The 16,882-nt window shown below is 40.3% G+C and carries 13 protein-coding genes; 10 read left to right on the top strand and 3 right to left on the bottom strand.

Translation table 11 applies throughout. The features are described 5' to 3' along the window. The first annotated feature begins 9 nt into the window (after window positions 1-9). The 8 genes from Q8S11_RS10895 to Q8S11_RS10930 all read left to right on the top strand — a co-directional run bounded on the left by Q8S11_RS10895 (window position 10) and on the right by Q8S11_RS10930 (window position 9,697). Window positions 10-1,173 (top strand): FtsW/RodA/SpoVE family cell cycle protein, encoded by a 1,164-nt coding sequence (locus Q8S11_RS10895; RefSeq protein WP_305662123.1) that lies wholly within the window; start codon window positions 10-12, stop codon window positions 1,171-1,173. A gap of 47 nt (window positions 1,174-1,220) precedes the next feature. Continuing rightward, on the top strand, window positions 1,221-2,321 hold the full coding sequence (gene murG, locus Q8S11_RS10900) for an undecaprenyldiphospho-muramoylpentapeptide beta-N-acetylglucosaminyltransferase (protein WP_305662124.1): 1,101 nt from the start codon (window positions 1,221-1,223) through the stop codon (window positions 2,319-2,321). 21 nt (window positions 2,322-2,342) lie between these two features. After that, on the top strand, window positions 2,343-3,698 hold the full coding sequence (gene murC, locus Q8S11_RS10905; RefSeq protein WP_305662125.1) for a UDP-N-acetylmuramate--L-alanine ligase: 1,356 nt from the start codon (window positions 2,343-2,345) through the stop codon (window positions 3,696-3,698). Then, window positions 3,691-4,539, top strand: a complete 849-nt coding sequence (locus Q8S11_RS10910) for a cell division protein FtsQ/DivIB (protein ID WP_305662126.1) — start codon at window positions 3,691-3,693, stop codon at window positions 4,537-4,539. The genes murC and Q8S11_RS10910 overlap by 8 nt, the downstream gene beginning before the upstream one ends. 20 nt (window positions 4,540-4,559) lie before the next feature. Beyond that, window positions 4,560-5,912, top strand: a complete 1,353-nt coding sequence (gene ftsA / locus Q8S11_RS10915) for a cell division protein FtsA (protein ID WP_305662127.1) — start codon at window positions 4,560-4,562, stop codon at window positions 5,910-5,912. A gap of 125 nt (window positions 5,913-6,037) precedes the next feature. Continuing rightward, entirely contained in the window at window positions 6,038-7,651 is a 1,614-nt protein-coding gene (gene ftsZ / locus Q8S11_RS10920; protein WP_305662128.1) for a cell division protein FtsZ, read from the top strand. 320 nt (window positions 7,652-7,971) lie between these two features. Continuing rightward, window positions 7,972-9,213 (top strand): pyridoxal phosphate-dependent aminotransferase family protein, encoded by a 1,242-nt coding sequence (locus Q8S11_RS10925; protein ID WP_305662129.1) that lies wholly within the window; start codon window positions 7,972-7,974, stop codon window positions 9,211-9,213. 283 nt (window positions 9,214-9,496) lie between these two features. Next, a complete protein-coding gene (locus tag Q8S11_RS10930; protein ID WP_305662130.1) occupies window positions 9,497-9,697 on the top strand; it encodes a histone H1 in 201 nt (66 codons plus the stop codon). A gap of 64 nt (window positions 9,698-9,761) precedes the next feature. On the opposite strand, the gene dapA is transcribed toward Q8S11_RS10930, so the two are convergent. From dapA to Q8S11_RS10945, 3 genes are all read right to left on the bottom strand, one after another. Further along, window positions 9,762-10,646, bottom strand: a complete 885-nt coding sequence (dapA, locus tag Q8S11_RS10935) for a 4-hydroxy-tetrahydrodipicolinate synthase (RefSeq protein ID WP_305662131.1) — start codon at window positions 10,644-10,646, stop codon at window positions 9,762-9,764. A gap of 93 nt (window positions 10,647-10,739) precedes the next feature. Beyond that, window positions 10,740-12,752 (bottom strand): NAD-dependent DNA ligase LigA, encoded by a 2,013-nt coding sequence (gene ligA, locus Q8S11_RS10940; protein ID WP_305662132.1) that lies wholly within the window; start codon window positions 12,750-12,752, stop codon window positions 10,740-10,742. Between the two features lie 163 nt (window positions 12,753-12,915). Next, on the bottom strand, window positions 12,916-13,593 hold the full coding sequence (locus Q8S11_RS10945; RefSeq protein ID WP_305662133.1) for a hypothetical protein: 678 nt from the start codon (window positions 13,591-13,593) through the stop codon (window positions 12,916-12,918). 135 nt (window positions 13,594-13,728) lie between these two features. Between Q8S11_RS10945 and tyrS the strand changes: the two genes are divergently transcribed. Together tyrS and Q8S11_RS10955 are read left to right on the top strand one after the other, a co-directional pair. Next, window positions 13,729-15,012 carry a tyrosine--tRNA ligase gene (tyrS, locus tag Q8S11_RS10950; RefSeq protein ID WP_305662134.1) on the top strand — a complete coding sequence of 428 codons (1,284 nt, stop codon included), beginning with the start codon at window positions 13,729-13,731 and terminating at the stop codon, window positions 15,010-15,012. A 43-nt stretch (window positions 15,013-15,055) separates the two neighbouring features. Further along, window positions 15,056-16,882 (top strand): DNA mismatch repair protein MutS, encoded by a 1,827-nt coding sequence (locus tag Q8S11_RS10955; protein ID WP_305662135.1) that lies wholly within the window; start codon window positions 15,056-15,058, stop codon window positions 16,880-16,882.

Raw genomic sequence — 16,882 nt, forward strand, 5'->3', positions numbered from 1 at the left:
AACTAAACAATGGAAAGACTAATAAGCAAAACAAAAGGCGACCGCTGGATCTGGCTGATCGTGATCTTACTTTCAGTATGGTCGCTGCTGGCTGTGTATAGTGCAACCGGAACGCTTGCTTACAAGAAGGGTATTGGTTCAGAGCAGTTTCTGATCAAACATCTGGTGATGATCGTTGGGGGTATTGCATTGATGTATTTTTCACATTTGCTTGATTACCGCTATTATGCCGGAATATCTAAAGTGTTGATGGTTATCACGATTCCCTTATTGGCATATACCCTGTTATTTGGAGCAAGTGTAAACGAGGCCAGTCGCTGGGTAACTATTCCAATTATCAATCAGACATTCCAGACTTCGGATTTGGCAAAACTGGCCCTGATTACTTTTCTGGCACGAACTCTGAGTAAGAAACAGGAAAATATTAAGGATGTTAAAAAGGCATTTTTGCCGATTATGGCCGCAGTATGTGTGGTATTCCTATTGATTGCGCTAGCTAATCTTTCAACAGCATTAATGTTATTTGGTGTTAGTATTCTCTTATTGATCATGGGTAGAATCAGTATCAAGCAGATCTCCATTGTATGTCTTGCCGGAGTGATTCTACTTGGGGCGGTGATGATGCTGGGGCCGAGAAGAAAGACCTATATGTCGAGGATAGATACTTTTATTCATCCCGAAAAGGCTGATCCTGATAAAGCATTTCAGGCCAATCAGGCTAAAATTGCGATAGCAACAGGTGGAATTTTTGGAAAGGGGCCAGGAAACAGTACCCAGCGTAATTTCCTGCCGCATCCCTATTCAGATTTTGTATTTGCCTTGATCATCGAGGAATACGGAATGGTTGGGGGAGTCGGATTGGTATTGCTGTACCTGCTTTTTCTATACCGATGTGTGTTGATTGTGACCGAAAGTCCCAAGGCATTTGGGGCATTGCTGGCAGCCGGATTAAGTTTCAGCCTGACTATTCAGGCATTTGCAAACATGGCCGTGGCAGTGGGACTGGGTCCGGTGACGGGGGTTCCGCTGCCGCTGGTCAGTATGGGTGGGACATCAATTCTATTCACCAGTGTTGCTTTCGGGATCATACTGAGCGTGAGCAGGGATATTGAGGAAAAGAAAAATAAGGCTAAGGAAAAAGTAATTATCGGTGAAATACCTGCAATGGGATAATAGATGGATCAATTATGATTTTTAAGCTAATTCAAAGAAAATAATAAATGGGAAAAAGAGTGATCATAAGCGGTGGCGGTACAGGTGGACATATATTTCCGGCTGTAGCAATAGCGAATGCGCTCAAAAAAATTGATCCCGGTACAGAAATTCTCTTTGTTGGGGCCAATGGGCGAATGGAAATGGAGAAAGTCCCTGCTGCCGGATACAAAATTATTGGATTGGATATTCAGGGATTTCAGCGCAGCTCAATCCTTAAAAATGTTATGCTGCCTTATAAACTATTGAAAAGTGTGATGAAGGCAAGATCAATAATTAAAGATTTTAAGCCTGATGTTGCTGTAGGTGTTGGTGGCTATGCCTCCGGGCCATTATTGTATGCAGCCTCACAAATGAAAATACCTTATCTGATTCAGGAGCAGAATTCTTTTGCGGGAATAACCAATAAGATTTTGGGAAAGAATGCGGAACTCATTTGTGTCGCATTTAAGGGAATGGAAAAATTCTTTCCTGCAGAGAAAATAAGAATCACTGGAAATCCAATCAGGAAGGATGCAGTTGATATTGAGAATAAGCGATTTGCAGCTGCAGAATTATTGAGTCTTTCGCCGCGTAAAAAAACAATCCTCATGACCGGAGGTAGCCTTGGTTCAGGTACATTGAATAAGAGTATGTTTTCCGGATTGGATAAGATCCTGGCTGCCGATGTGCAGTTGATTTGGCAGACAGGTAAATATTATTATCAGGCTGTAATGGAACAAATGAAGGGGAAAGAGCACCCGAATATTAAAGTGCTTGAATTCCTGCATCGTATGGATCTGGCTTATGCAGCAGCTGACCTGGTGATATCAAGGGCAGGAGCAGGAACCATAGCCGAATTGTGTGCCATTAAAAAACCAGTAATCCTGGTTCCTTCGCCAAATGTGGCTGAAGATCATCAGACAAAGAATGCAATCGCTTTGGTTGAGAATGATGCAGCTATCCTGGTTGGAGATTCAGTGGCCGAACTTGAACTGCTTGATATTGCTTTATTACTTATTAATAATAAAGAAAAGTGCCAGGCGCTCTCTGATAACATAGCAAAGATGGCTTTGCCTGATGCGGATGAAGTGATTGCCAAAGAAGTGTTAAGGATTGCCAAAGATTAGGGGGGATTTTTTATACAAAGTATGGAATTGGAAAATATTAAACGGGTTTATTTAGTTGGTATCGGTGGCATCGGTATGAGCGGTCTTGCCCGTTATTTTAAAAGGCGCGGATGTGTGGTCTGTGGTTATGATAAAACCATTACTCCGCTTACTTCAGCTATGAGAAATGAGGGTATTTCAGTTGTTTATCAGGATGAGGAAGATAATCTGAAAATTAGTTTTCTGGAAAATGATCCTGAAACCCTGATCATTTATACTCCTGCAATTCCAAAAGATTCTAAAATATTGAATTATTTCAGGTCTGGAGGTTTTACTCTTAAAAAGCGCTCTGAAGTTTTGGGTATCATCAGCAAAGGGATGTATACCATCGCTGTTGCGGGCACACATGGTAAAACCACTACTTCCAGCATTATTTCCCATGTTCTGAAGGATAGCGGTTACGATTGTTCTGCGTTTTTAGGTGGAATCGCTACGAATTATGATTCAAATGTGCTCTTTGGTGATAATAATACCATGGTGGTAGAGGCTGATGAGTTTGACCGCTCATTCCTCACCCTGTTTCCAGATGTTGCTATAGTTACTTCAATGGATGCCGATCATCTTGATATCTACGGTGATCGATCACACCTTGTAGAATCTTTCAGGCAATTTGTTTCTCAGATCAAAGATGGCGGCAGATTAATCTTCAAAAAGGGACTCGACCTTAAAGGTGGAAAAACCTATTCAGCAAATGTTCTGGCGGATGTTCAGGCAGTCAACGTGAAAGTGCAGGACGGAAGCTTCTATTTTGATTTCAAGAATGAGAATATCGTGATTGAAAATATTCAACTCGGCTTACCCGGCCTGCATAATATTGAAAATGCTGTTGCTGCAATTGAAGTAGCCTTACATCTGGGTATCGATCCTGAAAAAATTAAAAGGGCACTGGCTAGTTTTTTAGGTGTGAAAAGGCGTTTTGAATATATTCTCAAGGGGCAGAAGCATATTTACATTGATGATTATGCCCATCATCCGGAAGAATTAAGGGCTTGTATACAAGCTGTAAAAACGCTGTATCCGGGTAAAAAACTAACCACAATATTCCAGCCACATTTGTTTACCCGCACAAGGGATTTTGCCGAGGGTTTTTCGGAAGTCTTAAGTATGACAGATGAACTTATCATGCTGGATATTTATCCCGCCAGAGAACTGCCGATAGAAGGGGTTAGCTCAGCTATGATTCTGGATAAAGTAAGTATTGAAGCGAAGCAGATATTATCAAAAGAACAAACACTGGATTATATCAGGTCGCAAAAACCTGAATTATTATTAACAGTAGGAGCCGGTGATATCGACACCCTCATTGTACCATTGAAAGAAATTTTAACAAATGCTTAAGAAAATTAATTGGCGAGCAATTTTAGTTAGTTTCCTATGGCTGGTCAGCCTGGGGGGCCTGATAACGCTGATGAGTTTTATAGAGATAAAGAAAAGTGACTTAAAATGCAAGGATGTAAAGGTATTGCTGCCCGGTCAGTATAATTTCATTGAACGGGATGAGGTGGACCATATCCTTATGGAAAATGCCGGGGCTATGGTTGGAATGGATCTGAATGATATCAATATTCATAAGCTTGAGAATGCGCTGAGGGCAAATCCTTTCATCGAATTTGCAAAGGTGTACGTGGATATGACCGGAGTAATACATGTACAGATCAGGCAAAGGAAGCCGGTTCTGAGAGTAGTGAATATGGCAAATATTCATTTTTATATCGATGGCAATGGAAATAAAATACCGCTTTCTGATAATTATACTGCAAAGGTGCTGGTAGCAAGCGGCTTGATAGAGGAAGATTTCAACGGTCGGGTGGATACACTCCAAACAAAGATGGCCAGAGATCTTTTTCGTACTGCTCTATTTATTAGAAGTGATACTTTATGGGATAATCAGATAGAACAGTTATATGTAGATCTAAAGGGCGACATTGAAATGGTCCCGAGGGTTGGTGGCCATAAAATTATTTTGGGTAGTGCGGATTCCATAGAGACCAAATTCAGGAACCTACTGGTCTTTTACAAAAAGGCGATACCCAAAGTAGGATGGGATACCTATAAAACAATTAATCTGAAATACGCTAATCAGATTGTTTGCGAAAAGAATATCATTGATACCACTAGACTCACGCTCGACATCAGTAAGCAGGTTGTCGATAGTACAATAACAGAAACTCAGAACTAATAAAAATTAATACAAAGAATATGGATCAAATTAACTCAGCTTCAGCCAAAAATTCACCAATAGTTGTCGGTTTGGATATCGGTACGACTAAGATTTGTGTTACCGTTGGCCGCAGGAGCGAACATGGTAAAATCGAAGTTTTGGGTATGGGTAAAGCCGAATCTGCAGGAGTTACCCGTGGAGTAGTTTCCAATATTCAAAAAACCGTACAGGCCATCATACTTGCAGTTGAAGAAGCCAGTGCCCAATCAAATGTGGATGTAAAGATTGTGAATGTTGGGATTGCCGGTCAGCACATCAAGAGTCTTCAGCACCGGGGTATTCTGACCCGTAAAGAATTGAATACCGAAATTCAGCGAAAGGATATTGACAAGCTAATCGAGGACATGTATAAACTGGTGATGCCTCCGGGTGAGGAGATTATTCATGTGTTGCCTCAGGAATTTACCGTAGATAATGAACCGGGAATTAAAGACCCAATCGGGATGGCAGGCGTTCGCCTGGAAGCCAATTTTCACATTATTAGCGGACATGTGAGTGCAGTGAAAAATATTCTGAAATGTGTTGGGAATGCCGGACTTGAAACGCAGGAACTGATCCTTGAACCACTTGCATCGTCTGAGTCGGTGCTGAGTGAGGAAGAAAAAGAAGCCGGAGTGGTACTGGTCGATATTGGTGGTGGTACTACCGACCTGGCTATATTCCATGAGGGAATCATCCGTCATACAGCGGTTATTCCATTCGGAGGTAATAGCGTAACAGAAGATATTCGGGAGGGATGTTCGGTAATGCGTAATCAGGCCGAGTTATTAAAAACCCGTTTTGGTTCTGCACTTGCAGAGGAAAATAAGGAAAATGAAATTATCTGTGTTCCGGGCCTTCGCGGCAGAGAGCCTAAAGAGATATCGGTAAAAAATCTTGCTTACGTGATTCAGGCAAGAATGGAAGAAATTATCGAACACGTTTATTATGAAATCAAATCCTCAGGATATGAGAAAAAGCTGATTGCCGGAATCGTAATTACAGGTGGTGGGGCTCAACTTAAGCATTTGCCTCAGCTTGTTGAATTTGTAACCGGACTTGATAGCCGTATTGGTTATCCGAACGAACATTTGGCGAAGAACGATGTGCTTCCTAAAAATGTGTATGATGAATTAAAAAGTCCGATGTATGCAACCGGTATTGGCCTGCTGATCAAGGGTATACAGAAGGCAGAACTGGCTGAGGAATCAGTAGTGTCTGTGGGTGCTCCGGTTGAAAAAACCAAGGCTGTCCAGAAACCCAAAAAAGGACAGGGAATGTTTGAATGGATATTGCAATCAAGTACCAAATTCATTAAGGATGATATCAAAGATGAGGATTATACAAATTAATTTTCCACAATGGCGGAGTTTCCCACAATCGCAGGATCCTGGAAAAGCGCCGTGGAAAATTGGCTAGTTTTACAGTGTAAACTGTCTAAAAATGAACAAGATTTACCCAACTGATAATTAAGAATATGCAGTTTGAAATGTTAAAAGAAAAGTCATCGATCATCAAAGTAATTGGTGTTGGTGGCGGCGGCGGTAATGCGGTAAACCATATGTACCGTCAGGGAATCACAGGTGTTGATTTCATAATATGTAACACTGATGCGCAGGCTCTGGAGCTGAGTCCCATACCCAATAAAGTTCAGTTAGGTGCAAGCTTAACAGAAGGTATGGGTGCAGGATCAATACCTGAGGTAGGTAAGAACTCTGCCATTGAAAATATCGATGATATTAAGCGGATGCTTGGTACCAACACTAAAATGCTTTTCATTACTGCCGGAATGGGCGGTGGTACCGGTACCGGTGCAAGTCCGATCATTGCCAAAGCTGCCAAGGAAATGGATATTTTAACCGTAGGTATCATTACAACACCATTCTCATTTGAAGGAAAGCGCAGGAAGAATCAGGCAGAAGAGGGTTTGGAAGAATTTAAAAAGTATGTGGATTCTTACCTGGTGATTTCTAACGATCGTTTACGTGAGATTTTTGGTAACCTTACGCTGGGTTCTGCATTTGCACAGGCTGATAATATTTTAACAACTGCAGCCAAGGGTATTGCCGAGATTATTACTATTCCGGGATACATCAACGTTGACTTTAAAGATGTGCGTACTGTGATGAAAGAAAGCGGTGTAGCCATCATGGGAAGTTATGCTGCTGAAGGCGAAAATCGAGCATTAAGGGCAGTTGAAGGTGCTTTGGCATCACCCTTGCTCAAAGATAATGAAATTGAAGGGGCACGTTATATCCTGCTGAATATCAGTTCGGGAGATAAGGAAGTGACCATGGATGAAGTGAGTATTATAACTGATTTCATTCAGCAGGAAGCCGGACTTGCAGCCGATCTGATCTGGGGTAACTGTACAGATGAAGGACTGGGTGAAAAGATTTCAGTAACTATTATTGCTACCGGATTTCAAACCAGGGAGGAGCGTGAGGTTGAAAAGAGTCAGGTACGTAAAGTATCACTTCTGACTCCCGAGCAGGCGCCAATGGTCAGGCCTATTCAAGAAAATACCTTCATTGAATTAAAAAATGAAGAGCTAAATGTGCCTGTACTAAAAACCAGGGAAGAAAGTCAGGTTGATCTTTTTGCAGGTTACTTTCAAAGCGCTCCAAAAGTACAGGAGGAAAGGCTTGAGGATGCTAATCTTATCCGTCACACTTTGAGCGATGAAATTCCCGTTACTCAGGAAACAAAACCGGTTGAACCTTCATTTGATTTTGAGATCAAAACTGAAAAAATCAGGGTTGAAGTTGAACCGGTTGCCGAAATTGAGAAGGATGAGGTCCCTGAACAAGTGTTTAATCCTGACGAGAATAAAACAGATGAATCTATAGAAGAACAACTGCGTAAGTCGAAAGAAAGAATTCTACGCCTGAAGGATTTGAGCATGAAATTGCGTACAACCAATGGATTACAGGAACTTGAGAACGAACCGGCTTACAAACGTAAGCAAATGTCACTTACTGATGTTCCTCATTCTTCAGAGTCTCAGATATCCCGTTTTACTCTGAGTGTTGAGGAGGGAATCACGGAGATCAGGCCTAATAATTCATTTTTGCATGATAACGTTGATTGAGTATTGATTAGAGAGTATTGAGATGGGAGATTAAGACTTCATTCACATTTAGTACTATTTACTGACAACAGGTAACAGACAACAGGTAACTGAAAACAGATAACTAACACAAAAAGACAGGTCAATTCCTGTCTTTTTGTGTTAAATCAGGGACCCAATAGGGTCACGAAAAGACCTGAATCAGGCAGTAGCATCCTATTCTATTATCTCAAATCTCATATCTCAGATCTCAAATCTCATATCACACATCTAATATTGTGAATCATCTTGCTAAATATTAACTTTGCTGCAAATAGACGCTTAATATAAAATTAGACCAATTGGATTTATTTGATAAAATTTCGAAAAATATGGGACCTCTGGGCCAGCACCAGAAAATGGCCCATGGTTATTTCTCCTTCCCAAAATTAGAAGGTGAAATAGGTCCACATATGATATTCAGAGGTAAAGAGCACCTCATATGGAGTTTGAATAATTACCTCGGACTGGCCAATCACCCCGAAGTTCGTAAAGCTGATACAGATGCAACTGCACAATACGGACTAGCTTACCCGATGGGCGCCCGTATGATGTCAGGAAATTCAAATCATCATGAAGCACTGGAAAGGGAACTGGCTGAGTTTGTAGGTAAGCAGGATGCTTTCTTATTAAACTATGGTTATCAGGGGATCATGTCTGCAATTGATGCATTGATTGACAGACATGATGTAATCGTTTATGATGCCGAATCACATGCCTGTATTATTGATGGGGTTCGCCTTCATCAGGGGAAACGTTTTGTTTATACCCACAATGATATGGAAAGCCTTGAAAAGCAGCTTGAAAGGGCAACAAGATGGGTTGCAAATACAGGTGGTGCGATATTGGTAATCACAGAAGGAGTATTCGGAATGTCGGGTGCACAAGGAAAACTGAAAGAAATTGTAGATTTGAAATCGAAATTCAATTTCCGTCTTTTAATTGATGATGCACACGGTTTTGGAACGATGGGACCAACAGGTGCAGGAACTCATGAAGAGCAGGGATGTATCAATGGTGTGGATATATATTTCGGAACCTTTGCGAAGTCTATGGCAGGAATAGGTGCATTCATCGCTTCAACAGAAGAGATTACCAATTTCCTTAGGTATAATATGCGTTCGCAAACATTTGCGAAGTCATTACCAATGCCTATGGTGATTGGTTTAAGGAAAAGGCTGGAATTGTTGAAGAGTAAGCCCGAGTTGAGAGAGAAATTATGGTTTATTGCTACCAGTCTGCAAAATGGCTTGAAGCAAAGAGGATTTAATATTGGTGTAACCAATACGATGGTTACACCTGTTATTCTTCAGGGTGAGCTTCAGGAAGCAACTGCTATCACCATGGACCTGAGAGAGAACTATGGTATCTTCTGTTCAATCGTCATGTATCCTGTTATTCCCAAAGGTTTGATTATGCTTCGTCTTATTCCAACAGCACTGCATAGCATAGAAGATGTGAATCGTACACTGGATGCTTATAGTGAGCTTGCAGAAAAATTAAAGAAGGGGCATTACAAAGAAAAAAATTCTGTCGGAGTCTAATTCCTGCTTCAGGTTTGATTTCGTGGATCCATATTTATTTTGAACAAAAATGCCCTTAGATAGCTTTTAAGGGCATTTTTCTTTAGGTATAATTTGTAATTCGTTGAATTATAAGGAATTAATATTTCTAAAAGTGAAAATATTGTGCATAACTGTCTGAAATGTGGAAAAAAACGCTAAAAACGCAAGGTTTTATTTAATTCAACTGTTCTTTATATGAAAAAAACATTTTACATTAGCTAATAGTAAACAATACTAACCTCAAAACTAAAAGAGTAAAAACATGAAAAAATTCACTGAAGCAAAAAATTTGTTCGAATCACTGGAAGCGGATGCTGAGAAGTTCTACAGTAAGGCTAACAGCGCTGCCGGTACTCGTGTAAGAAAAGGAATGCAAGATTTAAAGAACCTGGCTCAGGCTATTCGTCTTGAGGTTCAGACTATGAAGAATAAGGAAGCGGCAAAAGCTGCTAAGAAAAAATAATTTTGCAATTCGAACAAAAAGGCCCTGCTTTTGGCGGGGCCTTTTTTGTTCAAGTATAATTTTTCTAAAGCAGGTTTAATAATTCCAGTTGGGTTTTTATTTTGTTCTCGGTTGCTTCGCTTATTTTGACCAGAGGCAGTCTCATATGATCCCCGCAAATTCCCATCATATTCATAGCAGATTTAACTCCTCCCGGATTTCCTTCTGCAAAGCATAGTGATGTAAATTCAGTCAGGCTGTGATGGAGGGGCTGTGCTTCAATAAATTTCCCATCCAGACACATTCGAACCATTGTTGAAAATATTCCGGGCAGGGCATTCCCAATCACAGAAATAACACCAACTGCGCCCAAAGAGATCAGTGGTAATGCAATAGCATCATCTCCAGAAATGAACAGGAAGTCTTCAGGCTTATCCTTGATGATCTTGTTAAACTGATCAAAATTGCCGGATGCCTCTTTCATCGCAATGATATTTTTACAATCGTGTGCAAGCCTGAGGGTGGTTTCTGCACTCATATTAACCCCGGTTCTTCCAGGTACATTGTAAAGAATAATTGGCAGAACGCTCTCTTCGGCAATTACTTTATAATGCTGATAGATTCCTTCTTGTGTAGGTTTATTATAATAAGGACAAACAGAAAGAATGGCGTCAAATCCCTTTGAGTCAAATTTCTTCAGATCATTCAATACTTCGGAGGTATTATTCCCTCCAATCCCGGCTACCACAGGCACCCTTGAGTTTACATGGGAGATTGTGGTGTCCCATACCGCACGCTTTTCTTCACTGTTGAGGGTAGCTGATTCACCGGTTGTACCCAATGAAACAATATACTCAATACCACCATTAATTAAATGGTCGATTACAGTTTTGAGAGCGGCATGGTCAACAGACCGATCTGCCTTAAATGGAGTAATAATGGCTACTCCTGTTCCATGAAATTTGTTCATTATACTTTATTTATCCAATAGAAACTCTGCTAATTTAAGCTGAATGGCTCAATATTAAAATGATTTTGCGAATAAAAGGCTATTATCGCAAAATTATTGCAGCATTTCGACTAATTCCTGGTCAGAAATAATTGGAATCTGAAGCTTTACAGCTTTCTCTAGCTTGGAAGGCCCCATGTTCTCGCCTGCAACCAAATAATTTAATTTCGCCGAGATGCTGCTTAAAATTTTTCCGCCATTTGCTTCAATCAGCTCTTTCAGTTCATCGCGGCTATATTTTTCAAATACACCTGAAATGATGAATGATTTACCCTCCAGCTTATTGCTTGCAAGTTCAATTGTGTTCTGAACTGATTCAAACTGAAGCCCATGGATGCGCAGTGCTTCGATCTGTTCTTTATGGCGGGGTTCTTTAAAATATTCGATAATGCTTTCGGCGATTCTTTCTCCGATCTCATCAACGGAAATGAGTTCATCATAACTGGCATTCATCAGACTGTCAATATCTTTGAAATGCGCTGCAATTTTTTTTGCTACGGTTTCGCCAACATAGCGTATCCCAAGTCCGAAAAGTACTTTTTCGAAGGGCATTTGTTTCGATTTTTCAATCCCTTCAAGCATATTACGGATCGATCTTTCCCCAAAACGCTCAATCTCTTTTAACTGATCTTCCTTTTCATGAAGCAGGTACAGGTCGGAGATGTGTTCGATAAATCCCTTTCTGTAAAAGGCTTCAATAGTCTCATGACCCAGACCTTCGATATTCATCGCCTTGCGGCTGATGAAATGCTGCATTTTACCAACTATCTGTGGCGGACAGCCCTCATCATTTGGACAATAGTGAACTGCTTCCCCTTCTTTTCTCTGCAGGTTACTTCCACATTCAGGGCAAGTATTCGGATAGGAAATTTTCAAGGCATTAGGGGATCGTTTGGAGGTGTTTACTGCAATGATCTTCGGGATGATTTCCCCGCCTTTTTCGACCAATACTGTATCCCCCTCATGAAGGTCAAGACGTATGATTTCATTGGCATTATGAAGCGTTGCCCGTTTGACCGTAGTTCCGGCCAACAGTACCGGTTTCAGGTTCGCAACAGGGGTTACTGCACCTGTACGGCCAACCTGATAAGTAACTTTTTCTAGTATGGTTTCTACCTCCTGGGCTTTATATTTATAGGAAATGGCCCAGCGAGGTGATTTTGCGGTAAAGCCCAATTCCTGCTGCTGACTGTAATTATTTACCTTAATCACAATCCCGTCAATATCATAACTTAAACCGAACCTTTTATCATCCCAGTAATGGACAAATTCAAGCACATCTTCAATATTACTGCACAATTTGCTGTGCTCACATACATGAAAACCTAATTTTTTAACGGCTTCCAGACTGTCCCAATGGGTTTTGTAAATAAGCTTATCTGCGTAAAGGAAATATAAGAAACAATCCAGAGGTCGTTTTGCTACCTCACTTGAATCCTGCATTTTCAAGGTTCCGGAGGCAAAATTTCTTGGGTTTGCATAAGGGATTTCATTATTTTCAATACGTTCATTATTCAGCCTGTCGAATGCGGCACGGTGCATAAAAACCTCTCCCCTGATATCGAATGATTCAGGAAATCCGCTTCCTTTGATCACCTTGGGAATGCTTTGTATGGTTTTGGCATTATTGGTCACATCATCCCCCTGTGTTCCGTCACCTCTGGTAACAGCTCGGATTAAATGGCCGTTTTCATAACTGAGACTGATGGAAAGTCCGTCGAACTTGAGTTCACATACATATTCAAAATTGCTGCCGATAGCCTTGTGTACCCGTTCATCAAAATCTTTCAGATCTTGTTCATTATATGTATTACCCAGCGAAAGCATGGGCCATTTATGTTTTACGGTTTGAAATTGTTTGGTAATGTCGCCACCAATCTTTCTGGTAGGGGATTCAGAATCCAGAAATTCCGGATATTCCTTCTCAAGCGTTGTCAGTTCCTCCAGCTTTTTGTCGAATTCAAAATCAGAAATTACAGGTTGTGCCAGCACATAATACTTGTAATTATGCTCATTAAGCTCTTTGACAAGGCTTTCAATGCGTTCTTTGATTTCGAAAAGTGACATGAAGCGAAGATAATTTATTCAATTGATAATTGACAGTTGATAATTGACAATGAACAAATTGGGTTGAGATTGACTATTTTACTTAAAAAGAGTTGTTTATTCTCGTATAGATTGAATTTTTGGCAGAATTTTACAATGAACTCATATTCCTAATTGTCAACTGTCAACTGTCAATTAATTTCCCGTTTATTTCCTCAAAAATCTCCATATAGTTTCCAAGCAGATTTTGGTGATATTCATTCAGGATATCTCTGAGTGCCAGTATTTCGCTATTATTAAGCGGGTCTTTCCATATCCGCATGCAAATTCTGTTTAATGCATACATGACATTGTGGCTTTCACGATAAGTCTCGAGATAGTTGGATTGAATGAACTTATCAAAAAAATTGAAAAATTGCGTCGTATCATCAATTCGGTTCAGTTTGAGAAATCTGTCAATTGCTTCCCTGTCCGATTGTCTTAAATGAGAATAGAAGTCTACCGATTGAATGTGGTTCTCAGTTAGCAGTGTGCTGTCTAGCATCAGTTCCAGAGAGATATGTGCTAAAAATGAGGGGCGTACCACTGAATCTTTTAAAGCAGGGATGATTGCTTTTTTAATACATGCAGTATGTTCTGCGAAGAACCCTGAGTTATGAAATTGGCGGTCAACAATCATGTGCCGTCTCCAGCCTTTCAGTATGGAACTTTCAAAATTGCTGCTGAACAGCTCTGCATTCCGTTCTGGATGCAGGTTCCAGTCTTTCCTTGCATTTTTCAGGAGGTCCGGCAAAACTGCACCCAAAACCAGATGCGGGTCTTCGCTGTGCCTGTCAAAGTAAAAATGAGAAAGGAAATTCATTTTATTGTTTAAATAGATTTGTTTTGATTTGTTTCGGCTGGATAATAGCCGAAGAACATAAATCTACGAAAAATTTGGCATGCTGAGGTTTATCTATTCTGCTATATTTGCATTCCAAACGATCCTTAAGATAAAATGAACTTTGTAGAAGAATTACGCTGGCGGGGAATGCTGCATGATATCATGCCCGGAACTGAAGAGGAACTGAATAAGAAAATGACATCCGGTTATATTGGTTTTGATCCTACTGCAGATTCATTGCATGTGGGGCATCTGACTCAGATTATGACGCTAATACATTTTCAGCGTGCCGGACATAAGCCATTTGCACTTGTTGGCGGAGCTACGGGAATGGTGGGTGATCCTTCAGGTAAATCGGCCGAACGAAATCTGCTTTCTGAAGACGTTTTAAATCATAATGTAAAATGTCTTGAAAACCAATTGAGAAAGTTTCTTGATTTTAATACCGGAGCCAACAGTGCCGAAATGGTAAACAACTATGATTGGTTTAAGAATTTTACCTTTCTTGATTTTATACGGGATGTAGGTAAACATCTGACTGTCAATTATATGATGGCTAAGGATTCAGTTAAAAAGCGGCTTGAGGGTGAAACCGGAATGTCATTCACTGAGTTTAGTTACCAGCTTGTTCAGGGCTATGATTTTTATTACCTCTGGAAAGAAAAGAACTGCCAGATACAAATGGGTGGATCAGATCAATGGGGAAATATTGTAACAGGAACTGAACTCATCAGAAGAAAGGCGGCCGGAAATGCCTTTGCAATCACTACTCAGCTAATCAAAAAGGCTGATGGTACAAAGTTTGGTAAAACAGAAAGCGGTGCAATTTGGCTTGATCCCGCAAAAACCTCCCCCTATAAATTTTATCAGTTCTGGTTAAATACAACAGATGCAGATGCTAAAAGTTGGATCAGGATTTTTACGCTGAAAACGAGGGAACAGATTGAAGAATTGGAGCGCGAGCATGACCTTGCACCTCATCATAGAACCCTTCAGAAAGCACTTGCTGAAGAAATTACAATAAGGAGTCATTCTGCAGAAGCACTTGACACTGCCCTGAAAACTTCCGAATTTTTATTTGGAAATGGCTCTCTGGAATTTATTAATGGCTTAAGTGATGAAGAGGTGCTCGACGTCTTTGATGGCCTTCCACAGTTTGATATCTCTGCTGCTGAATTTTCTTCAGGAATTAATTTGACAGATCTTCTGGCTGAAAAAACTCAGGTTTTTCCGTCTAAGGGAGAAGCCCGTAAAATGATCAGTGGTGGGGGTGTGTCAATTAATAAGGAAAAAGCCGCAGACCCTGCACAAATCCTGACAAATAAAAATCTGATCAGAGGTAAATTTTTGGTTGCCCAAAAAGGTAAGAAGAATTATTATCTCATTATTGCTTCTTAAGCTTATTAGTATTTTAAGGATTTAAATATATAAATATCAATAAATGTTGCTGAAACCGGTTAGAGAGTATTATCATGAAAAGCAACATGAATGTGATGAAAAGATAAAAGGATTTGAACGTCAAATCAATATTTATTCCTTTTTGCGTCTTTTTGTGCTTATTACAGGGGTCTTTCTGTTCTATCAAACTATCAGTTATGATCTGATCTGGCTTTCTTTTCTATTGGTTTTGTTGCTTATCCTTGGATTTGCCTGGCTTGTTGCCAAACAAAGCCGATTTCAAAAGCAGGCAGATTATTTCAGGAATCTGGGTCTGGTTCATTCCAACGAATTAAACAGTCTGGATCGAAATTCAACTATGTATTCTGAGGGTTCAGCATATATTGATGATCTTCATCCCTATTCATCCGATCTGGATATTTTTGGTAAAGGTTCCCTTTTCGGGATGCTTAACCGGTGTTCTACTCAGGGAGGAAATGCGAAACTAGCTGGCTGGCTTATGAAATCTGCAAGCCCGGATATGATCAGGGAAAGACAAGCGGCTGTCATTGAATTGGGCTCCAATTTAATTTGGAAACATCATTTTCAGGCGGTTTTACTTTTTGCTAATAAATCTACTCAAGACCAATCGGCTGAACTTTTTAAATTCCTGACAATAAGCCTGTATAAGCCTGCCTCCTGGTTAATAGTGTATGTTCGCTGGATTCCATATATCTTTTTAATCCTGGCGATTAGCTCCTGGTTTCTTCCTTCGCTTCTCATTTTATTATCAGCACTGATTATTTTCAATTTGATCCTGATGCAGAATTATAATTCACGGATCCTCAAAACCGATAGTATGATTGGTAAGATGAGCAGGGTTCTGAATCATTTTTCTGAGGCTATTTCAGCGGTAAGTGATGAAAACTGGATGTCTCCGATGTGCAGGAAGCTAGCAGAAGATTTGAAAGGGAAGGGTGACAAGAAACTTTCAGGCCAGATCAAACGTTTCTCCCTTCTGATCAGCCATCTGAACTTTGGTTTGACCGGTGTAGGGGCTATCCTGAATGCGATAATCGTCTGGAACATCAGGCAGTTATTTGCTATAGAAAATTGGAAAAAAGAGAATCAAGAGGGACTGAAACAGGCTTTTGATGTTCTTGCTTCTTTCGAATCCTTAATCAGTCTGAGCTCTTTGAACACAAATTATCCGGAATGGTGTTTCGCCGAAATCAATGAACAGGAATTGTATACTTTAAAGGCAAAGGACATTGGGCATCCCTTGATACCATCGCAGCAAAGGGTTGATAATGACTACATACTGGATAATGAATTGAAAATTGATATCATTACCGGCTCTAATATGGCGGGTAAGAGCACTTTTTTACGTACTCTGGGGATTAATTCTGTTCTTGCCCTGAGTGGTGCACCATCTTGCGCTTCTTCAATGGAAGTAAGCAACATGCTTATTTTTACCTATATGCGTATCCGGGATTCATTGAATGAAAGTACTTCGACTTTTAAAGCAGAACTTGATCGATTACAGGCTCTGATTAAGATGCTGGACAGCTCAGGGAAGGTTTACTTTCTGATCGATGAAATGTTGAGAGGAACAAATTCGGTTGATAAGTATCTCGGATCAAAAGCTGTAATTGAAAAGTTGATCTCCCAAAAAGCAGTTGGTATAGTGGCTACCCATGATCTTCAAATAGCCGGGCTGGAGCAGAATTACCCAGATTATATCCGTAATTATTACTTTGATATTCAAATGGAAGCTAATGAAATGAGGTTTGATTACAAGCTAAAAAAGGGGGAGTGCAAAACCTTTAATGCTTCTCTATTGCTTCAAAGAATTGGAATTTATCCCGAAAGTCAGCATCAACAGGATTGA

The organism is Daejeonella sp. (assembly GCF_030695525.1).
Taxonomy (GTDB): Bacteria; Bacteroidota; Bacteroidia; order Sphingobacteriales; family Sphingobacteriaceae; genus Daejeonella.